Raw genomic sequence first — 18,173 nt, 5'->3', positions numbered from 1 at the left:
GGGGCTCTTCTTCGACGGATTTCGATCTGCGCTAGCAAAACTGTCGACGAACCGGTGCCGTTACTCTGCTCGGTCGACGTCGAGTTGATCCTGAATCTCTTCGATCCAGTCCGACTCCGCGAGTTCGTCCATCTGCTCGCGGAAGTGCTCCTCGCAGACACCGACACGGATGCCGTCTTTTTCGACGACGACATCCGCTTCGTCCTCACAGTAGTGACACTCCATACCTGCGTGTAGAGTCCCCTGACAATTGAACCCTCCGGAGCCGGTCAACGCCGCCGCTCACAGCGCCGCTTCGACGGCCCGGTACTGCTCTCCGTCTAACCCGGCAATCCCCACTGTCGCCTCGTGGGCGTCGCTGCCGCCGGTGACGAGTAGATCTGCCTCCGCGGCCAGCTGCTCGGCCGGTCCGCAGTCGACCTCGTGGCCGTACGGATACGGAATCTCGACCGCGTCGAGTTCGCTCGCTCGGTCGAGCGCCGCCTGCGGGTCGTCGTAGCGGAACGGATGCGCGAGGCCGACGATCGAACAGGCCTCTTGCAGAATTGCCGTCCCCTCCTCGAACGAGGGGATCTCTCGGGAGACGTAACACGGCCCGCCGTCACCGATCAACTCCTCGAAGGCCTCGCCGTAATCGTAGGGAGCAGAACTCTCCGCGATTGCGCGGGCGATATGTGGCCGCCCGACGCCAGGCGATAGTTCGACGGACAGGGTCGCGTCCGTCCGCTCCTCTACGCGCTCGATAATCTTCTGCGCACGCTCGATCCGATTTGTCTGGAGTCGTTCTGTGAGGGCTGTCAGCCGGTCGGTCCGCTCGGCGGCGTAGCCGAGCAGATCGAGGCGGTGATCGCCGGCCTCGACCCGGAGTTCGATCCCGTGGATGATCGTCGTCCCGTTGCGTTCGACGATCGGTTCGTCGAGTTCTGGGTGCAGTCGGTCGTGATCGGTGATGGCAACGACCTCGACACCGGCCTCGTCTGCGGCCCCCGGAACCGTCTCCAGGGTCAACTGTCCGTCTGAATTCGTCGTGTGCACGTGGAGATCGGCAACGACCATACGGCATTCTCGCTCTCGATGGATTTCACCGTTTGGTCCTCCGAAGTGAGTCTCCGCACTCACACAATCATCACGAATGTCCATGTTGGTTATACGCATATCGCGACCTAGAACAAATATACATTATAAATAGTGAAGGTTTATCTGTCGGAATCGGTTTTGTGGATGTATGAGATTGGTTAGTGACGCAGAAGATTCGTTCGCAACGCACACCTTTCCGTCGACGACAGAGGAACTGATCGAGGAGTACGGCGAGATGGAACTCGAACTCCCAAACGGCCAGAACACGCTCGCTGACGTGCTCTCTCGGCTTCCCGAGACGGAATACGAAAGCTCCGAGGAAGCACTCGAAGCCGCGTACGGCGTGCTGGGAGAGGAAGCCATTGGCCGGAAAGGATACAGCGACCGTGATCCTCTCGCACCGGGCGAGCGTGACTCCGAACCGCTCTCGTTGTAAGACCTTTTATTCCAGAAATTCGGGCAGGTTGACAGCGTCGGTGCTATCCCGATCCGGACGGTCGAGTGCTTCGGTGATATCGATCGCTTCGGGGAGACCGCTGCGCCCGCCCATCGGCAGTTCCTCGTCCTCCAGCGGGATTTCTCCGACGACGAGTTCGTTCCAGACCGTTTCTTTCTCTTCTTCGTCGATCTCTGTGCCCTCTTTTTTGCCTTCCTGAAACGCCAACTCGACCATACTGGTGTTGTACGAGGAGTTCATCTCTCCGCGGATCGCGTCGAGTTCGTCGGGATGGTACTCACCCATCGTGGCGGCGACACCGAGCGCGTACGCTCTGTCGACTGCCTCGTCAGGATCGAGTTGTTCCCAGTCGGTGCCGTATTGTGATTCGTATTGGCTCATTGCCGGTCGATCCCCCTAGTTTGCCCCTCCCTGTGAATCATGGTTGTATCTTTTTGCCGGTGTGTACCCGTAGCCCCTGATCCGAAAAGGAAAGCTCCCGGATGTCGCTGTCGATTGCCGTCCCTCGCATCTTGATGACCTGCACGCCGCGGGTCATTCCCGCCGAGTCGAGGAAGTTGTGGAAGAAGACCACGCCGTGTGCGAGATAATGCTCGTCGGAGTAGGAGGTCGGATCGGTCATCTCCGAGATCAACAGAATCGTCGCGTCGGTCTGTTTCAGGGCGGACAGAAAGCCAGTGATCTCGTCGTTCATATCCTCGAAGAAGTGCTGTAACAGCATCGTCGAGTCGATCACGGCACGGTCCACGTCGTTGGATTCCAGAAACGCGATGAGTCGGTTCGTCAGCCCACCATCGGTCCCGAACTGCGTGATCGTCCGCTTTCCAGACTCGGTGACGAGATTGAGAAACTGGATGCTGTCGGATTTGATCGCCCGGTCGAAGCCGAAGTCGAAGCCGGACATATCCTGCATGAGTTCCTCTTTGGTCTCGTGCATCGTGACGTAGACGCAGTTCTCTCCCTCTTTGGCACCCTGCGTGATGAACTGCGAGCAAAAGGTCGTCTTCCCACTACCCGGCGGCCCGCTGACAACGTAGAGCCGATTACTCAACAGGCCCCCTTGGATGAGTTCGTCGAATCCGGGGACACCACTCGAAACGCGCATACCTAAACAAATTCGGCTCGTCGTATAGATGTTTGCTCTCGTTCACTTTTGTTGACAGTCTTGGGCCGGTGGCTCGTCGAGTCGTTCTCGAAGCCGCGCTGTCGCGTGGGTATCGAACCTGAGCGGCCGTCGCCACCACGGGCCGCGGCCAGAATCGGCCGAGAGTTTTGTCACGAGCGTGTTCGGTTCGGTTCCGCCTGCAGGCGTACTCAGCGGGATTGCCTGCTCGTACAACTGTGACTGGTCGGCGTCGCCGCGGAGCAGCACGCGCGCATCGGGCGGGTCACGCTTCATGTGCGCGTTGCTCCGGAAGTGGACCCGTGCGCCGTCGGGAATGGGCTCTTCTTCTGGCGTGAGCGGGTCCGCAGCCAGCACGAACTCGCCGATGACGAACGCGCCCCACGTCGGCGGCAGCCACTCTGCGCCCTCCCCGACGGTCAGTGTCGCGTAGAAGAGCACCAGGTCGCCGGCAGAGAGCTCCGACAGCGGGCCGGCCTTGATGCCGTGTTCGTCCCCGTAGGTGTATCGGTCGCACTCCGGATACTCGGCAAACTCGGGATCGAGATGGACCGGTGTGTCGGCCAGGTTGTCGGGAATCGGTGTGTCGAGATGCGGGGCCAGGTCCCCGTAGGTCGTCACCGGCTCCGCTGTCGGTTTGGACTCCGGAATCGGAATGTACTCGAAGCTTCCGTCGGGATAGATCGGACCGCGAAAACCAGGTTCGTTCGTGTTCGCTCCGATATTGATCGCGACGGCGCGCATCGCTCAGAGGCGAGCCCCGCAGTGTTTGCAGTACGTGAACACCGAACTACTTTCGTTGTGTCCACCACACTGCGTACAGGTCACGAACTCACCGTCCGGTTCCGACTGTGGCTCGTTGTCGGCCGTGTCGACCGGTCCGGACCCGCCCTCGAACCGCGGCGTCGCCTTGTCCGTCGACGAGTTTGCAGTCGATTCGCCGCCGATAAAGTACCGGTAGAGATACAACTGCAGGAGGGCGAACCCGAGCAGGTACGCGATGAGCCACGCCCACGTCTCCATAATTGTATATAGACGATCCGTCTACTTCAGCGTTCGGCTCGGATCGGTGACACCAGCCGATCCGTGGAATTTCGACCTGTTCGGGCCCGCTGACAGGCACGAGCGTCTCAGGGGACCTCGATTCAACAACGGAGCGTTTTCGACGCGGTCTCAGAACAACCCGAGGAGACCGGAGAGGAGAGCACCGGCAATCTCCCGGGCGTCCTCGGTGAAGCGGTCGTCGATCTGACCGTCACGATTCTGGTCTTCGGGGATCCAAACCTCCACGCCGTCGCTGGACCCGTCGTCGCCGATCTCCTCACCCGTGTGGGGAGTCGGATGCGTGTGGTCGATAGCGCCGTCGGTTCCCTTGTCGTCACTCTCTTCTCCGGTGTGACGCGTCGGGTGCGTGTGGTCGATGGGTTCACTGATCGGATCCGGATGGACCGCCTCGTCGGACCCGTTCTCACCGGTGAATCGCTCGTCGATCTCACCGTCGCGGTTCTGATCCTCCGGGAGCAAGATCTGTCCGTCTGGTCCGTCAGACTCGTTACTCTCGGTGTCCTTGCTCGGGAGTTCTTCGGCGCCCTCGCCGTTGCACGGCGAGTCGGCACCGACGACACAGACGCCGACCGTGGCGTCTCCACCGTCGCTTTCGTTTTCGGGGGCCAATTCTGTGGAATCGCTGAGGGCTGCTGCGGATGCGCCGCCAGCGGCGAAAAGCGCCACTGCGACGACTGCCAACAGCGTGATTGCTTTGGACTTCATTGCAGTTGCGGCTACAGACTCCGTATAAAAAAGTCCGAGACAGAGTCAAATGCGAACTTAACGTAAACTGCCATTGTAGCCGGCCAGCGATCCGGATTCGGCTCAGCGATCCGGTGGCGAGAGGTCTCGCTGGAACTCGTCGAAGACATCGACGTCGTCGGAGATTTCGTAGGAGATCCGCCGCTGTTCACGGTTGTCGACCAGTTCCGATCCGGCGGGTTCGGCGACCGATTCCCAGCCGGATTTGACGCCTACGGACTCCGCTGGCGAGCCAGCGGCGATATGGTGGGCCGGAATGTCCCCTCCTGCGATGGATTTCGGTGCCAACAGTGCGTTGCGCCCGACCCGAACACCAGCCTGTACCATCGAGTCGTACGTCAGTCGAACGTCGTCTTCGATGATCGTGTGGTAGTTCGTTACCTCGGTCTGGTCGACGGTATCGTGACGGTGGCTGTAGATGTGTGAATCGTCGGAAATAGAGGCTCGATCACCGATGGTCAGTTTGCCCCGGTCGTCGAGATGAACGTCGTCGTGGATGACAACGTTGTCCCCGACGGAGATATTGTGGCCGTAGGTCATCGAAATGCCCTTGAAAAACCGGCAGTTGTCGCCACACTCCTCGAAGAGGTGATCGGCGAGCATCCGCCGGAACTGCAGCGCGAACTCGACGTTGTCGGCCATCGGCGTCGCGTCGAACTGTCGCCAGAGCCACTGGAGGTGTTTCGACCGCCTGAACTGCTCGCTCTGTGCGTCGACTTCGGCGTAGTACTCACTCTCTAGAGTCGTGTTACAGGGATCGTACCCTTGCAGTCGGACCTGTGCCGCGGGCGACACGTCCTCGCCGGACTGCCAGCGCTCGTAGGCTGCCCGGTCGCCGTGGAGGTCGACGAGCACGTCCTCGACGACCGAACAGGTGTCCTCGTCGCTCGCGAGTCGCTGGTCGACCTCGTCGATGAACTCTCGCATCCCCTCGGCTGCCTCGTCGGGAAGCGACACCGCTCGCTTTGTCATACGGTATTACTCCCACTCGGATTCACATCAGCGTTCGGTTCGGCCGGTGTCACTGTTCGGTCGGTTCTGAAACAGATTCGGCCTGCGAGTCGGTCGATTTCAGGCGCGCGTACAGTCCCAGTCCCGCTCCGGCAGCGAACGTGAGCAGGCTACTCGCACCGAGCAACAGAAGCGACGGATGTTCGGTTCCGAGATGGAGTGTTGTCTCGAGCATGTCTGTCCCTTTCCCGCTCGGCATATCAACGACTCGCTTTCGGTCGCGCTCTCTCAGTGCGCTGACCCGTCCAGATACCGCAACACGCCCGCGATGTCGGTCGTCAGCGACCAGTGACTCCACGCCGCTTGCATCGCTGCCGCAATCTCTCCGACATCGTCACCGTGTTCCGCCCGCAGGTCGGCGATCCGGTCGACGTAGGCCGGGAGCATCTCCCGGTACCGCTGTAGTTCGTCGATGGCCGCTCCCTGTTCGCCGGGACCGTAGTGAGCGAACAGCAGTGTCTCGGGGCCGGACTCTAGCAGGCGGTCTATCGTCTCCAGTGCTGCCGTCAGATCGAAATTCGGCGGGGGTGTTGTCGGGCGGTGGTCCACGTCCGGAAAGGCCATCCCGGCGGCGTCGGCACTGAACAGTGCTGCCGTCTCCGTCTCGAACAGCGCGCACTGGTGAGGTGCGTGGCCTGGTGCGTCGATCACTCGAAGACGGCGATCACCCAGATCGAACTCCTCGCCGCCGCTGACTGCTCGACAGCGACCGGGGTCGATCACCTGTGGTTCACCGTACGGTGCTTCCATCCCGATCGCTCGCTCGACGCTCTCGGTCAACTGATCGAGTTTCGCTTCGTCGGTCAGGTAGTCGATTCCCTGCTCGTGGCAGACGACCGTCGCATTCGGGCAGGCCTCGGCGAGATAGCCGGCACTGCCGGCGTGGTCGAGGTGTGCGTGTGTCGGGATGATGTAGGAGAGATCCTCCCGCGCAATCCCGAGTTCGTCTAGTCCTGCGAGAATATCACTCTTCGCCTGTGCCGTTCCCGTATCGACGATCGCTGGCTCGGGCGTATCGAGGACATACGGCGAGTTTACCTGCCGCATGCCGAACATCTCTGTGTCGACGTAGTAGATGTCAGCGTGGCCGGAGACCGAATGCAGCGACATACCTCTCCTTTTCGAGGGATAGACTTGAGTGTACTGGGCTGAACCACCCGACGCTGTCGCTCGCCGTGAAAAATAAACCGAGAATATAGGACGTCAGTAAACGACCTTAAAGACGGGTAAGATTCGTCGCCCGCGGCCCTTTCGGTGCGTCCTCAATTTCGAACTCTACATCCTGTCCTTCTTCGAGATCGGGGCCGCCGACGTCTTCCATGTGGAAGAACACGTCTTCGTCCGCATCCTCAGTCTCGATGAAACCGTAACCGCCTGTGTCGTTGAAGAAATCAACCGTTCCTTCTGCCATTGCCTCTGGACAGAGTGTGGGCCCACATATAACGGTTGCGAAGCGGTATGCCAGACGACCGTCTGGATGCGTCGTTGTTCGCCCGTAAGCGTGCCAAAAAGGAGTTCGAGACCGACTACGTCACGCCGACGTAGGCGTCGCGGATGTACTCGTCGTCGCGGAGTTCTTCCGCACTCCCCGACAGTTCGATCGATCCCTGTTCGAGGAGATAGAGTCGTTCGGCGTGTCGCAGTGCGAACGTGGAGTTCTGCTCGACGAGTAGAATGGTCAGCCCCTCGTCCTGCAGGCGTTCGAGCGCCTCGCTGATATCGTCGATAATGACCGGGGCCAGCCCCAGCGTCGGTTCGTCGAGCATCAGCACATCGGGATCGCTCATCAGCGCCCGACCCACTGCGAGCATCTGTTGCTCGCCACCGCTCATCGTCTGCGCTTCCTGCTCACGCCGCTCGTCGAGCCGCGGGAACAGATCGTAGACGAAGTCGAAACTCTCCTGTACTGCGTCGCGGTCGTCGCGGAACTGCGCGCCCATCTGGAGATTCTCGTGGACGGTGAAATACGGGAACAGATCCCGATCTTCCGTACAGTACACCAGTCCTTCGTTGACCAGTTTTCCGCTGTTGGTCGTCGCGATCTCGGTACCCTCGTAGGTAATCGAGCCGCTGTATTCCTTGTAGCCGGCGATCGAATCGAGCATGGTCGTCTTGCCGGCCCCGTTGGGCCCAATCATCCCGACGATTTCGCCTTCGTTGACTTCGAGAGAGACGTCTTTCAGCGCTTGCGTCTTGCCGTACGACACGTCCACGTCTTCGAGCTGTAGTTTTGGATCGCTCATCTAGATCTCCTCCCCAGAGAGGTAGGCATCCTGCACGTCTTCGTTGTCTGCGATCTCTTCTGGTGTTCCTTCCGCAAGTTTCGCGCCGTTGTGAATGACGACGACGCGGTCGACCAGTTGCATCAGCCCGCTCATATTGTGGTCGACGACGATCATCGTCATCCCTTCCTCGCGGAGCGATTCGATCTGCTCGGAGAGAATCCCGATCTCCCGCTGGTTCATGCCCGCGAAAGGCTCGTCCAGCAGCATCATCTCCGGCTCTGTCGCGAGCGCCTTCGCGATTTCGAGCCGGCGAACGTCCGCGTGCGGGAGTTCGTCCGGCGTCTCTTCGAGTTTGTCTTCGAGGTCGACCCGCGCGGCGTAACCCGCAATCTCCCGGTCGGATGCACCGCCGTGTAGCGACCGCAGGGAGTTCGGCAGCGTGAACAGCTTGATGTTCCCGCCGACCGGCAACAGATCGATCGGATCGGACTCCTGAGTCACTCGCGAGAGTCCCTTGTTGACGATCTTGTAGGTTGGAGTGTCGGTGATGTCGTCACCGTCGAAGGTGATGGTGCCGTCTGTCACACTGTAGCGGCTCATCACGCAGTTGAAGACGGTCGACTTCCCGGCTCCGTTCGGGCCGATCACACCGAGAATCTCTCCCTGTTCGACGTCGAAGGAGAGATTGTCGACTGCGGTGAGTCCACCGAACTTCTTGGTCAGTCCGTCGACTTCGAGCAGACTCATTACTCGTCACCTCCAACTTTGCCGAGTCGACGCCAGAGTCCTCTGAACAGTCCATCCCGTGCGACCACGAGGATGAACACGATCAGCAGGAACAGGTAACCGTATTTCAGCGAGGTGGAATCGATGAACAGATCGAGTAGGACGTCCCGCAGGATGTAGAAGACGAAGGCCCCACCCAACGCGCCGAGGATGGAACTCATCCCGCCGAGGACGGCCATCGCGATCATCTCGATACTGCGGTCGACCTGCACGAACGTGGTCGGGTCGACGTTGCTGACCGCGGCGGTCAACATTACGCCACCGATCCCCATCACAATCGAACTGATGAAGAACGCCCAGATCTTGAATTTGGTCGGATTGATCCCCGCCGCCGAGACGGCGTCTTCGTTCTCACGGATCGCCATGAGGATCAGCCCATGGTTCGACCGTGCGAGGAAGGTCAGAAACAGCGCGACTATCAGCATCGGAATCGCGAGCATATAGTACCGAACGACCGGCTCTGCGGCCGGGACGAGTCGCTCGACCCGGAGCCCCGCTGAACCGCCGAGGAGATCGAATGCCCGCGTCGCCTGATAGAACAGCAACACGGCGGCGAAGGTGATCAGCGAGAAGTACGGTCCTTCGAGTCGCAGTGACGGCAGGGCGATGATGAGCCCGATGACCACCGCGACGAATACGGAGATCGGTGCCGTGATGTAGATCGGCATCGCGCCGTACTGGCTGAACAGCACTGCGGTCGTGTACGCGGCACCGCCGGACAGCACCGAGTGCCCGAAGCTGATGTAGCCGGTGTATCCGCTCTGGAAGTCCCAACCCATCGCGAAGATGGCCCAGATCGACGCATAGGCCAACGGTCGCAGGATCGGCTGTGCGACGAGTCCAACACCGGGTTCGTATAGGATGATCGACTGGCCCCAGAAGCCGCCGGTCAGCAGCAGGACAATCGTGAGCAGCAGGAAGGCGAACTGGAGGCCAGTCGCCGTCCCGAAGTACTTTCCGAGTGTGTTGTTGAATCCGTTCGCCAGCGGCTGGAACGCTCGATCGACTGGCGCGAGTAGGATGTCGAAGACCCGTCCGATCGGACGGAGGATCCCTCGGATCGCTCGTCCGACTGCTTCACGCGCTCGTCCGCTCGCCGCTGCCAGTACCGTGAACAGTGTTACAATGCTATTCATGTGCGAATTCCCTCCCGAAGAGACCTTCCGGCATGTACAGCATGAACAGGACCAGCAGGATTAGCGTCGGCATCCCGCGGAACCCGTTCCCGATCGTCTCGACGGTAATCTGTTCGACGAAGCCGATCAGATACGCGCCGGCGACGGAGCCTTTGATCGAACCGATACCACCGACGACGACAGCGATGAACGCGACTGCGAGTGGATTGAGCCACATGAGTGGCGAGGCCCCGCTGTCGAAGCCCAGGAACATCCCGCCGAGGCCGGCGAGTGCGCCTGCGATCAACCACGTCTTCGCGCGGACCGCTCGAATGTTGACGCCGGTAAGCTGTGCACCGCGTTCGCTCATCGACGTTGCGAGAATTGATCGTCCGTCGTCGGTCTTGGTCACGTACAACCACAGCAGTCCGATCGCAATCCACGAAACGACGAATCCAATCCCTTCCCAGTACGCGATGCTGGTTCCCGCGAGGTTGAAGAACCCGTCGGTAAATTGCACGGACTGCACCGACGAGCCGAAGTACCAGGTCAGGAACTGCGAGACTGAAACGGCGACGACGACCGTCGAGAGGAACGTGATGACCACGTTGTCCTCGATACGCTTGACCAAGACCTCGTACAGCAGTAGTGACAGGATCGCTGTTACGACGATGCCTGCGATGAGTCCGACGACTGGCTGATAGTTCAGCGCCGGAACCGTGGTTGGCATTACGACAATGGTGTAGACGTACGCACCGGCCATGAGCAACGCCCCGTGAGCGAGGTTCAGCACGCCGGCGACACCAAAGATCATCGTAAATCCAATTGCGATCAGCGCGTATACGGCACTAACCATCGTGGCCTGTATAATGGCCGTTACGATTGCGTCTATCATCCTTTATGCCATCCAATCGGGCTGCTGGTGCTCTGCGGTTCGGAAGCTTTCAGGGAAGACACACTCGACCTGTCCGGGACGCTCGCTGCCGTAATCGACTGTCGCGACGTTGCCCCCGTCGTACGGCTGGAACTGGGTGACGGGGAAGTTCGTGACTTTCCCGTCGCTGTCTCGCTCGGCTCGCAAGTCGTGTGGGTACTCTTCGTCCGCGCCGTAGAAGCTGATCCCACCGGAGATCGAGTCGACTCGACCCGATTCCGTGCTGAGCATCTCGTCGACGTAATCGTCGAGGCTGTCTTTCGGCGTCGTGGTCCCGACTTCGTTGAGCACGTCCTGCAGGAGCAGGATTGCGTCGTACGTTCCGTACCCCATGTACATCGGGGAGCCGTCTGGCGTACCTGCACTGAACTGGTCGGCGGCGTACTCGGAGACGTAGTCCTCGACGAACGGCTGGGTGAACTCCGTGATCGGAGCCGCTCCGCCGGCACCGCTCTGGGAGGTCGTCTCGTAGATGTTGGTCCCCTGCGTCGCGATGTCGTACTCGGGATGCATCCCGGGCACGTGGATTCCCTCGAGACCGAACTCGAGGTTGTCCCGCCATTCGGGGTAGATCTGCTGCGGTGAGGCGCCGATGTGTGCGAAAAACCGAAGCACGAAGTCGACGTCGTTTTCCTCGGCAGCGGTAATAATCGGCGAGAGGTCGGGCTCCTGAATCGTAATCGCATCCGACGCTTCGATCGTCAGCCCTCGCTCTTCGACGATTCCGGGGATGTCTCGGCCGAACACTTCGGTCCAGGCTGCCTGGTCACGGTAGAAGGCAAGCGAGTTCCAGCCGTGGCGATCCGAGAGATAGGTCATGTAGTCTCCCATCGCTTCGGCCTGCAGCGCCGAGTTGATCGGACCCACCCGGAAGTAGTGTTTGTACGTGTCGTAATCGTCTCCGACGAATCCGGCCGTCAGGTCCGGTGCTGCCGGCCCCGAGGAGACGAACGGCACCTCGAACTCGGATGTCAGGTCGATGACTGCACGACCGACCTCGGACTGGAACGCACCGACGATCACGTCAGCGTTCTCCTGCTGGATCAACTCCTCGACGACGATCTCGGCCTCTGTCGATGAGACCGCGGTGTCGCCGGTGACGAGTTCGACATCCTCGTCCATGACACCGCCGTCGTTGTTGACCTTATCGATGGCCATGTTGGCTGCCCGGAGCGAACCGACCCCCAGCGGACTGGCCTCCGGACCGATGTGACCGATCGTGAGCTGTCCCGCTCCTTCTTCTTCAACACCGAGCAGGTCCCCACATCCTGCAAGTGCCGTCGCGGCCGTCCCCGCACCAATCGTCTGAATGACTCTCCGTCTCGTAGTTCCCTCGTAGGTTCCCGTTGTGTCTTCCGACATGGTCTGTCCGTGTAATCTACTTCGACATATATAACGATTATTGTCGTGTGTAAGGCCTTGTTTATAAGTAGGCGTTTACATCCTCGGTTGTGCTCTCCGCGTTGATTAATTCGACCATCAAACAGTGTATTTAACACATCAATGGCAATGGATGGGGATCAAATCGCAACCCTGCCGCCGTCCGCACACCTCATTCGCGCGCGAGTTCCGCGAAAAACGGCTCCGTTCTTCCAATTTAACCCACAAAATGAAGATGGATGATATCGCAATTGTGAGAGACTCTCTATCTCAGCCGACACGACTGGGCGAACTGTCCATATTGCGTTCACCAATTCAGTAGCGTTCGTGTAAACTGTAAACTCCTATCTGATTCAACAGGCCCACAGGGCGTGAGACTGTCACAGACCGGCAAACTCGGAGGCGATGGTGTTCAGTTGGATCTCGTCGGTCCCTTCGACGATTCGGAGAATCCGGGCCATGTGGAGATGGCGCATGAAGGGGTTGTCCTCGGAGAGGCCGTTGCCCCCGTGGATCTGGACGACATCGTCGACGACATCCCAGAAGACGTTCGTTCCGTAGTATTTCAGGATCGACGCGTCTTCGATAACACTCTCACCTTGATCCATCTTCCAGGCACAGCGCAGGCCGGCCGAATCGGCGGCGTAGGTCTTGGTGCGGCCCTCGGCCAACTTCGCCGACACCTGCTGGAACTTGCCGATCGGTCGGCCGAACGCCTCTCGGTCGTTGGCGTACTCCGCACCACGTTCTAGCAGATACTCGGCGTAGCCGATTGCCTCGGCTCCGAGTTCGAGCCGACCGAGTGAGAGAAAGTCCATCGCCTGATAGAACGCGCCGTCGACCTGCCCGAGCACGCGGTCTTCGGGCACGCGCACGTCGTCGAAGACGAGTTCGGCCTGTAGCCCCTCGGTGCCGACGGCGTTGTTCAGCGAACTCACTTCGTACTCGTCCGATTCGACGATGAAGCAGGTAATCCCACCGTACCGGCCGACTTCGTCCTGTGGGGTCGTGCGCGCGAAGACCTGGACGAAGTCGGCGTAGGGACCGTTGGTAATCCATTGTTTCTGCCCGTTGATCACCCACTCGTCGCCGTCTTTCTCGGCGCTGGTCGACATGCTCGGCGAATCGGAGCCGACGCCGGGTTCGGTCTGAGCGAAGGCGGTCGATTTCTCGGCTCTGATCGCGGGTTCGAGATACCGGTCGACCTGTTCGCCTTCCGCAAGCATGAGCAGCGGCTTCGGCCCCTCGGGACCAGCGAGGGCGTGTTCGGCCATCTCGACCCCGGAGGCGGCGACGGCCTTCTTGGCTTCGTACCACGTCACGTTGGAGACGCCGCCACCGCCGACATCCTCGGGTAGATTCATCGCGTAGTAGCCGGCCTCGGCGCTCCGTCGTCGCACTTCCTGCATTGCTTCGACAACCTCGGGCACGAGGCGGCCGTCCGGTTCGTGTCGTAGCCGCGGATTCTCGAACGTCTCGCCTAATTCCTCCTGGATCGGTTTCACCTCCTGTTCGATGAACTGTTCGAGGTTGTCGATGATCATCCGTGTCTCCTCGTCGTGTGCAAAGCTGATTCCTGACTCGCTCATACCCTCTCAATGCTACCGCAGGATGTTAACTCTGGCCACGCGACCACTGTTCCGAATGTTCTTACCGGTCCTCGCAGGATATATACACATGACCAAAACATTCGACGCCGGTGACGTAACTCTCGAACGGGTTCGCGAGTACGTCTGGGAAGTACCCCAAACAGGGGACATGCGCGTGCCTGCACGCGTCCTCGCGAGCGAGGCTTTGCTCGAAGAGATCAAACAGGACAAGACCCTCGAACAGATCACGAACACGACTCACCTCCCCGGCATCCAGAACTACGCCATCTGCATGCCCGACGGGCATCAGGGCTACGGCTTCCCGGTCGGCGGCGTCGCGGCTATCGACGCCGAAGACGGCTGTATCAGCCCCGGAGCGGTCGGCTACGATATCAACTGCGGCGTCCGGATGCTGACGACGAATCTCACCTACGAGGACATCCAGGGCCGTGAACAGGAACTGGTCGACGCGCTGTTCGAGGCAGTTCCGAGCGGCCTCGGCGGCGGTGGCGTCATCCAGAACGCGCCGGTTGACGAAATCCTCGACCGCGGCGTCGAGTGGGCCGTCGAGCAGGGTTACGGGGTCGAATCGGACCTCGCACACTGCGAAGACGAAGGAATACGCCCGGACGCCGACCCCTCCGCAGTCTCACAGAAGGCCAAAGACCGCGGCCGCAACCAGGTCGGCAGTCTCGGCAGCGGCAACCACTTCCTCGAAATCCAGCGTGTCACCGACATCTTCCGGGAGGATGTCGCCGCAGAGTTCGGCCTCGAACGCGATCAGATCGTCGTTCTGATCCACTGTGGTTCACGGGGGCTGGGCCATCAGGTCTGTACAGATTACCTGCGTGAGATCGAACAGACCCACCAGGGCCTGCTGAACCAACTGCCGGACAAGGAACTGGCCGCCGCACCGGCGGGGTCGCAACTGGCCGAGCAGTACTACGGGGCGATGTGTGCGGCGATCAACTTCGCGTGGGTGAACCGCCAGCTAATCATGCACCAGACCCGAGTGGTCTTCGCCGACGTGTTCGACCGCGACTGGCAAGCCATGGAGATGGAACTGCTCTACGACGTGGCCCACAACATCGCCAAGCGAGAGAGCCACGATATCGACGGCGAGGACCGGGAGGTGTTCGTCCACCGGAAGGGCGCGACCCGGGCGTTCCCCGCGGGACGACCGGAACTACCCGACGCCTACAGCGATGTCGGCCAGCCAATCCTCATCCCCGGGAGCATGGGCGCTGGCAGCTATATCCTCCGTGGCGGGGAGAACTCGCTGTCGGAGACGTTCGGATCGACCGCCCACGGCGCGGGGCGACTCATGTCGCGCACGCAGGCGAAAAACGAGTTCTGGGGCGAAGACGTGCAGGACGACCTGCGCGAACAGGAACACATCTACGTCAAAGCCCAGAGCGGCGCGACGGTCGCCGAGGAAGCGCCGGGGGTCTACAAGGATGTCGACGAGGTTGTCGGTGTCTCGGACGCGCTGGGTATCGGAGACAAAGTCGCACGCACGTACCCGGTCTGCAACATCAAGGGCTGACTATCCGCCGGGTGCGGGAGCGTCGGGGCCGGTCGGTGATTCGCCTGCACCTTCTTCGGCGTCGTCGTTGACACTCGCGAGGACCACACGCTCTCCCTCTTCGGTGATGAACACGAGTGCGTACCGCTGATTGTCTCTGGGTGTGGCACCGAAATTGTCCGCGGTTACCTGCACCCGACTGCTTTGATTGACCATATCGTCCGGGCCGCGCGAGTCGTCGAGGTCGGCCCAACTCACGTTGTTCCGTGGCCCCTCGACGAAGAGACTGCCGGCTCTGCGCTCAGTCCCGTCTTGATACTGGACCACCATACTATCCGAGAGGAAGGTAAAATCAACCTCTGCGGTTCGCTTCTGGTCCTGTTCGTCCATAAAGATGACACCGAGTCCGAGTCCGGCAGTGACGAGCACCGTCATTCCGATGAGAACTGCAACACCGAGGGTTTCGGATGACGCTTTCTCGTCGAGCCACGCGAACCCCGGCGATTCCATTCTAGGCGGCGGTAGGACAGGGTGTAATAAATGTGGTTCGGCCGCCCATCAAGAAATGATAATCGCGGTTCGGCAACGCCGGCTTTTTGCGCTCGGCCCGCCAAGCAGATGTCGATGAAGCCGCTGCACGCCCGGTATCCGTTTCTCCGCGCGGCCCGGGAGGCCGTCGAAGCCGCGGATATCGACCTCGCTCGCGTCGTCAGCCGTAACGAGGAGGTCCGCACCCGCGCGCTCGACCGCATCGAGACTGCACTCGACTCCGGCGAAATCGGCTCGCCCCACCGCCGGGACCGGGTCGAACTGCTCTCGTATCCGGTGGCTCGCGTCCTCGTCTCGCTGATCGACGAACACGTCCTCACACGCAAGTACGCCCGCGCCGAGGCAGCCACAGCTTACGACCGATTACAGGCGGAGTTCACGGAGACGACCGAACTCAAAAGCCGGAACCGCGACAGCCTCTCTATCCAGACTGTTCTCGCAGAGTTCGACATGACCGACGCTGTCCGCGAGACGGCCGACGGATACGCCGTCGGCGTCGGCACCTATCTCGAATACGCGACCGAGGAGCGCGACGACGAGTGGCGACTTGTCAACCGACCGCTCGAGAACGGCGACGTCGAACTCTCCGAATCGGAACTGCTTGTTCTCGTCCAGCAGGCGATCAGACAGCGGGTCACAGATGGCTTGCCGCTGTCGGTCCCGGACGTGATCGCGGCCGAACTCGAAGCGGAGTGCGAGCGGATCAGAGAGCGACTCGCTGACCTCGAACTCACCCGCGATATCGACACTGTCGTCCCGGATCTGTTCCCACCTTGCATGACCTACCTGCTCGATCAGGTCCAGAAGGGCGAACATCTCGAACATCACTCTCGGTTCGCGATTGCGACGTTCCTGACCACGATCGGGATGACAACCGACGAAATCGTCGATCTATTCGAGGTCAACCCCGGCTTCGGCGAGGAAGCGACCCGCTATCAGGTCGATCACATCCGCGGGAAGACCAGTCCGACCGAGTACTCACCGCCGGCCTGTTCGACGATGCAATCGTACGGTGATTGTGTCAACATGGACGAGCTCTGTGAGGAGATCTCACACCCGCTGGCGTACTACGAGGCCAAACTCGACGATGCCGACGAAGAAGAACTGATCGACTGGCGCGAACAGAACGCGGCCTCGGAATCGTAGCTACTCCGATTCGAGGTCGGCCCGCTCGACGAGATAGCCGAACACCGGCATCGCGATAATAAAGAGTGAAATAAAGCCGACGAGCACGAGCCCACCGGTCGGTGACATCTCGATCGCGCCGTTGGATCTCGTCCCGTACTGTGCGCTGAGGACGACCAGCCCGGCGATAAATAATCCGATGGCCACGATCGAGGCGAGGATTTGCGCCCCCGTCTTTTTATCGACGTCCATGCGAGCGGATTCCGCAGGCATGGCTAAAAGGGCTTCGAAGGTGGGCACGGGATCGGCTGGCAGCAGCAGGCTGAACGTTTAGGTAGTTCCACCCCAATAACAAAGTATGACTCTGGGCCCGGTCCTCATCTCGCTGATGATCGCCGTGCCGATTCTGCTGCTTGCGTTTTGCGCCGGATTCGCCTACGTCGACGCGCCTGATTACGGCATGAATCCGACGAAGTGGGCTGCGATTTCGTTTTTCGTTCCCTTCTTTGGGTTTTTCGCCTATCTCTTCGAGCGCGACGAACGGACGCCGGACCCCGATCGGGACATGTACACCGACGGCGTCTTCGAGATTCACGAGAATCGTGCCGACGACACCCGAATCGCTCGCGGCGGCGATCCGGACGTGATCGACGAGGACGACGACGAGGAATTTCGCAGAGAACCGACCGACGAGTGGAGTGAGTAACCCGAGGAGCCGACGGAACACGACGGCGCTGTCGGAACAGTAGCGGTTTGTTGCTCCGTCTCCTTCTGTCTGCATGAGCGTACAGGAAGAGTTCGACTCCTGGGCGGAGTCGGGCAAGGACCGCGGGATGGAGGATCGGCACTGGCACACGGCGAAACACGCGCTGGCGCGGATGCCCGTCGAGGCCGGCGACCGGATTCTCGATCTGGGTACTGGATCGGGTTACGCACTCAGGGCGTTGCGGGATACCCACGATACTGGCCGTTCGGTCGGTCTCGACGGCTCTGCGGAGATGGCTCACAACGCCCGAGCCTACACCGATGACCCGTCGATTGGGTTTCTTCAGGGCGACTTCCATCACCTGCCGTTTGCCGACGATAGCTTCGATCACGTCTGGAGTATGGAGGCGTTCTATTACGCACAGGAGCCGATTGCGGTCCTCGAAGAACTGCGCCGCGTGCTCCGGCCCGGCGGGACGTTTTACTGTGCGGTCAACTACTTCGAGGAGTCGGTGCACACCCACGAGTGGCAGGACTCGATCAGTATCGAGATGCTTCGTTGGGACCGCGGACAGTATCGAGAGGCGTTCCGAACGGCTGGCTTCGCCGTCGCCGAACAGGATACGATTCCCGACGAGGAAGTCGAGATTCCACCAGCGGAAGCGTTCCCCACCGAACAGTGGGAGTCACGCGAGGCGATGGTCGACCGGTACCGGACGTGGGGGACACTGCTGACAGTCGGCGTCGCGTGAGTTCCGTTATC

Annotated in this window: 24 protein-coding genes; 5 read left to right on the top strand and 19 right to left on the bottom strand. The window is 60.5% G+C overall.

Annotation, left to right across the window (positions count from 1 at the left end):
• Positions 1-60: 60 nt before the first annotated feature.
• On the bottom strand, positions 61-225 hold the full coding sequence (locus tag V8P86_RS04835) for a DUF6757 family protein (protein ID WP_336326106.1): 165 nt from the start codon (positions 223-225) through the stop codon (positions 61-63).
• A gap of 57 nt (positions 226-282) precedes the next feature.
• Positions 283-1,056 carry a PHP domain-containing protein gene (locus V8P86_RS04830; protein WP_336326105.1) on the bottom strand — a complete coding sequence of 258 codons (774 nt, stop codon included), beginning with the start codon at positions 1,054-1,056 and terminating at the stop codon, positions 283-285.
• Between the two features lie 169 nt (positions 1,057-1,225).
• On the opposite strand from V8P86_RS04830, the gene V8P86_RS04825 reads away from it, so the two are divergent.
• Positions 1,226-1,513 (top strand): DUF5789 family protein, encoded by a 288-nt coding sequence (locus tag V8P86_RS04825; protein WP_336326104.1) that lies wholly within the window; start codon positions 1,226-1,228, stop codon positions 1,511-1,513.
• A gap of 6 nt (positions 1,514-1,519) precedes the next feature.
• Here the strand turns inward: V8P86_RS04825 and V8P86_RS04820 are convergent, their stop codons facing one another.
• The 15 genes from V8P86_RS04820 to V8P86_RS04750 form a co-directional block, all read right to left on the bottom strand.
• Positions 1,520-1,915 carry a DUF8057 family protein gene (locus tag V8P86_RS04820; RefSeq protein ID WP_336326103.1) on the bottom strand — a complete coding sequence of 132 codons (396 nt, stop codon included), beginning with the start codon at positions 1,913-1,915 and terminating at the stop codon, positions 1,520-1,522.
• 37 nt (positions 1,916-1,952) lie between these two features.
• Positions 1,953-2,639, bottom strand: coding sequence for an RAD55 family ATPase (locus V8P86_RS04815; protein ID WP_336326102.1), 687 nt, complete (start codon positions 2,637-2,639; stop codon positions 1,953-1,955).
• A gap of 42 nt (positions 2,640-2,681) precedes the next feature.
• Positions 2,682-3,401 carry an Nmad3 family putative nucleotide modification protein gene (locus tag V8P86_RS04810; RefSeq protein WP_336326101.1) on the bottom strand — a complete coding sequence of 240 codons (720 nt, stop codon included), beginning with the start codon at positions 3,399-3,401 and terminating at the stop codon, positions 2,682-2,684.
• Positions 3,402-3,404: 3 nt separating this feature from the next.
• Positions 3,405-3,680 (bottom strand): DUF7577 domain-containing protein, encoded by a 276-nt coding sequence (locus V8P86_RS04805; RefSeq protein WP_336326100.1) that lies wholly within the window; start codon positions 3,678-3,680, stop codon positions 3,405-3,407.
• 150 nt (positions 3,681-3,830) lie between these two features.
• Positions 3,831-4,427 carry a hypothetical protein gene (locus V8P86_RS04800; RefSeq protein WP_336326099.1) on the bottom strand — a complete coding sequence of 199 codons (597 nt, stop codon included), beginning with the start codon at positions 4,425-4,427 and terminating at the stop codon, positions 3,831-3,833.
• A 102-nt stretch (positions 4,428-4,529) separates the two neighbouring features.
• Entirely contained in the window at positions 4,530-5,438 is a 909-nt protein-coding gene (locus tag V8P86_RS04795) for an acyltransferase (protein ID WP_336326098.1), read from the bottom strand.
• A 49-nt stretch (positions 5,439-5,487) separates the two neighbouring features.
• Positions 5,488-5,652, bottom strand: coding sequence for a hypothetical protein (locus tag V8P86_RS04790; protein WP_336326097.1), 165 nt, complete (start codon positions 5,650-5,652; stop codon positions 5,488-5,490).
• 53 nt (positions 5,653-5,705) lie between these two features.
• Positions 5,706-6,587 (bottom strand): MBL fold metallo-hydrolase, encoded by an 882-nt coding sequence (locus V8P86_RS04785; RefSeq protein WP_336326096.1) that lies wholly within the window; start codon positions 6,585-6,587, stop codon positions 5,706-5,708.
• A gap of 106 nt (positions 6,588-6,693) precedes the next feature.
• Positions 6,694-6,888: a cold-shock protein gene (locus V8P86_RS04780; protein WP_021043552.1), complete on the bottom strand. Its 195-nt coding sequence runs from the start codon at positions 6,886-6,888 to the stop codon at positions 6,694-6,696.
• A 115-nt stretch (positions 6,889-7,003) separates the two neighbouring features.
• On the bottom strand, positions 7,004-7,720 hold the full coding sequence (locus V8P86_RS04775; RefSeq protein ID WP_336326095.1) for an ABC transporter ATP-binding protein: 717 nt from the start codon (positions 7,718-7,720) through the stop codon (positions 7,004-7,006).
• Positions 7,721-8,449, bottom strand: coding sequence for an ABC transporter ATP-binding protein (locus tag V8P86_RS04770; RefSeq protein WP_336326094.1), 729 nt, complete (start codon positions 8,447-8,449; stop codon positions 7,721-7,723).
• Positions 8,449-9,624: a branched-chain amino acid ABC transporter permease gene (locus V8P86_RS04765; RefSeq protein ID WP_336326093.1), complete on the bottom strand. Its 1,176-nt coding sequence runs from the start codon at positions 9,622-9,624 to the stop codon at positions 8,449-8,451. The genes V8P86_RS04770 and V8P86_RS04765 overlap by 1 nt, the downstream gene beginning before the upstream one ends.
• On the bottom strand, positions 9,617-10,459 hold the full coding sequence (locus tag V8P86_RS04760; RefSeq protein ID WP_336326092.1) for a branched-chain amino acid ABC transporter permease: 843 nt from the start codon (positions 10,457-10,459) through the stop codon (positions 9,617-9,619). Before V8P86_RS04760 ends, V8P86_RS04765 begins: the two co-directional genes overlap by 8 nt.
• Positions 10,460-10,501: 42 nt before the next feature.
• Entirely contained in the window at positions 10,502-11,899 is a 1,398-nt protein-coding gene (locus V8P86_RS04755) for an ABC transporter substrate-binding protein (protein WP_336326091.1), read from the bottom strand.
• Positions 11,900-12,297: 398 nt separating this feature from the next.
• Positions 12,298-13,506 carry an acyl-CoA dehydrogenase family protein gene (locus V8P86_RS04750; RefSeq protein WP_336326090.1) on the bottom strand — a complete coding sequence of 403 codons (1,209 nt, stop codon included), beginning with the start codon at positions 13,504-13,506 and terminating at the stop codon, positions 12,298-12,300.
• Positions 13,507-13,594: 88 nt separating this feature from the next.
• Here V8P86_RS04750 and V8P86_RS04745 point away from each other — a divergent pair, with 88 nt between their 5' ends.
• A complete protein-coding gene (locus V8P86_RS04745; RefSeq protein WP_336326089.1) occupies positions 13,595-15,052 on the top strand; it encodes an RtcB family protein in 1,458 nt (485 codons plus the stop codon).
• Here the strand turns inward: V8P86_RS04745 and V8P86_RS04740 are convergent, their stop codons facing one another.
• Entirely contained in the window at positions 15,053-15,541 is a 489-nt protein-coding gene (locus V8P86_RS04740; RefSeq protein ID WP_336326088.1) for a hypothetical protein, read from the bottom strand.
• Between the two features lie 114 nt (positions 15,542-15,655).
• On the opposite strand from V8P86_RS04740, the gene priL reads away from it, so the two are divergent.
• A complete protein-coding gene (priL, locus tag V8P86_RS04735) occupies positions 15,656-16,726 on the top strand; it encodes a DNA primase regulatory subunit PriL (RefSeq protein ID WP_336326087.1) in 1,071 nt (356 codons plus the stop codon).
• On the opposite strand, the gene V8P86_RS04730 is transcribed toward priL, so the two are convergent.
• The gene (locus V8P86_RS04730) at positions 16,727-16,957 is read right to left on the bottom strand and encodes a DUF7472 family protein (protein ID WP_336326086.1); all 231 of its coding nucleotides are present in this window, start codon (positions 16,955-16,957) and stop codon (positions 16,727-16,729) included.
• Positions 16,958-17,063: 106 nt separating this feature from the next.
• Between V8P86_RS04730 and V8P86_RS04725 the strand changes: the two genes are divergently transcribed.
• Complete coding sequence (locus tag V8P86_RS04725) at positions 17,064-17,411, top strand: hypothetical protein (protein WP_336326085.1); 348 nt, start codon at positions 17,064-17,066, stop codon at positions 17,409-17,411.
• Between the two features lie 73 nt (positions 17,412-17,484).
• Complete coding sequence (locus tag V8P86_RS04720; RefSeq protein ID WP_336326084.1) at positions 17,485-18,162, top strand: class I SAM-dependent methyltransferase; 678 nt, start codon at positions 17,485-17,487, stop codon at positions 18,160-18,162.
• The last annotated feature ends 11 nt before the right edge of the window (positions 18,163-18,173 follow it).

The sequence above is a fragment of the Halovenus anhuiensis genome, from assembly GCF_037080055.1.
GTDB lineage: Archaea > Halobacteriota > Halobacteria > Halobacteriales > Haloarculaceae > Halovenus.
This window is presented reverse-complemented; position numbering and strand designations above follow the sequence as displayed.

What these genes read in the sequence shown, in the direction of transcription:
- V8P86_RS04795 (WP_336326098.1), bottom strand. Translation starts at nt 5,438, where the DNA reads ATGACAAAGCGAGCGGTGTCGCTTCCCGACGAGGCAGCCGAGGGGATG.
- V8P86_RS04745 (WP_336326089.1), top strand. Translation starts at nt 13,595, where the DNA reads ATGACCAAAACATTCGACGCCGGTGACGTAACTCTCGAACGGGTTCGC.
- V8P86_RS04800 (WP_336326099.1), bottom strand. Translation starts at nt 4,427, where the DNA reads ATGAAGTCCAAAGCAATCACGCTGTTGGCAGTCGTCGCAGTGGCGCTT.
- V8P86_RS04780 (WP_021043552.1), bottom strand. Translation starts at nt 6,888, where the DNA reads ATGGCAGAAGGAACGGTTGATTTCTTCAACGACACAGGCGGTTACGGT.
- V8P86_RS04760 (WP_336326092.1), bottom strand. Translation starts at nt 10,459, where the DNA reads ATGGTTAGTGCCGTATACGCGCTGATCGCAATTGGATTTACGATGATC.
- V8P86_RS04765 (WP_336326093.1), bottom strand. Translation starts at nt 9,624, where the DNA reads ATGAATAGCATTGTAACACTGTTCACGGTACTGGCAGCGGCGAGCGGA.
- V8P86_RS04750 (WP_336326090.1), bottom strand. Translation starts at nt 13,506, where the DNA reads ATGAGCGAGTCAGGAATCAGCTTTGCACACGACGAGGAGACACGGATG.
- V8P86_RS04730 (WP_336326086.1), bottom strand. Translation starts at nt 16,957, where the DNA reads ATGGACGTCGATAAAAAGACGGGGGCGCAAATCCTCGCCTCGATCGTG.
- V8P86_RS04825 (WP_336326104.1), top strand. Translation starts at nt 1,226, where the DNA reads ATGAGATTGGTTAGTGACGCAGAAGATTCGTTCGCAACGCACACCTTT.
- V8P86_RS04810 (WP_336326101.1), bottom strand. Translation starts at nt 3,401, where the DNA reads ATGCGCGCCGTCGCGATCAATATCGGAGCGAACACGAACGAACCTGGT.
- V8P86_RS04720 (WP_336326084.1), top strand. Translation starts at nt 17,485, where the DNA reads ATGAGCGTACAGGAAGAGTTCGACTCCTGGGCGGAGTCGGGCAAGGAC.
- V8P86_RS04815 (WP_336326102.1), bottom strand. Translation starts at nt 2,639, where the DNA reads ATGCGCGTTTCGAGTGGTGTCCCCGGATTCGACGAACTCATCCAAGGG.
- V8P86_RS04820 (WP_336326103.1), bottom strand. Translation starts at nt 1,915, where the DNA reads ATGAGCCAATACGAATCACAATACGGCACCGACTGGGAACAACTCGAT.
- V8P86_RS04775 (WP_336326095.1), bottom strand. Translation starts at nt 7,720, where the DNA reads ATGAGCGATCCAAAACTACAGCTCGAAGACGTGGACGTGTCGTACGGC.
- V8P86_RS04785 (WP_336326096.1), bottom strand. Translation starts at nt 6,587, where the DNA reads ATGTCGCTGCATTCGGTCTCCGGCCACGCTGACATCTACTACGTCGAC.
- V8P86_RS04725 (WP_336326085.1), top strand. Translation starts at nt 17,064, where the DNA reads ATGACTCTGGGCCCGGTCCTCATCTCGCTGATGATCGCCGTGCCGATT.
- V8P86_RS04770 (WP_336326094.1), bottom strand. Translation starts at nt 8,449, where the DNA reads ATGAGTCTGCTCGAAGTCGACGGACTGACCAAGAAGTTCGGTGGACTC.
- priL (WP_336326087.1), top strand. Translation starts at nt 15,656, where the DNA reads ATGAAGCCGCTGCACGCCCGGTATCCGTTTCTCCGCGCGGCCCGGGAG.
- V8P86_RS04740 (WP_336326088.1), bottom strand. Translation starts at nt 15,541, where the DNA reads ATGGAATCGCCGGGGTTCGCGTGGCTCGACGAGAAAGCGTCATCCGAA.
- V8P86_RS04805 (WP_336326100.1), bottom strand. Translation starts at nt 3,680, where the DNA reads ATGGAGACGTGGGCGTGGCTCATCGCGTACCTGCTCGGGTTCGCCCTC.
- V8P86_RS04830 (WP_336326105.1), bottom strand. Translation starts at nt 1,056, where the DNA reads ATGGTCGTTGCCGATCTCCACGTGCACACGACGAATTCAGACGGACAG.
- V8P86_RS04755 (WP_336326091.1), bottom strand. Translation starts at nt 11,899, where the DNA reads ATGTCGGAAGACACAACGGGAACCTACGAGGGAACTACGAGACGGAGA.
- V8P86_RS04790 (WP_336326097.1), bottom strand. Translation starts at nt 5,652, where the DNA reads ATGCTCGAGACAACACTCCATCTCGGAACCGAACATCCGTCGCTTCTG.
- V8P86_RS04835 (WP_336326106.1), bottom strand. Translation starts at nt 225, where the DNA reads ATGGAGTGTCACTACTGTGAGGACGAAGCGGATGTCGTCGTCGAAAAA.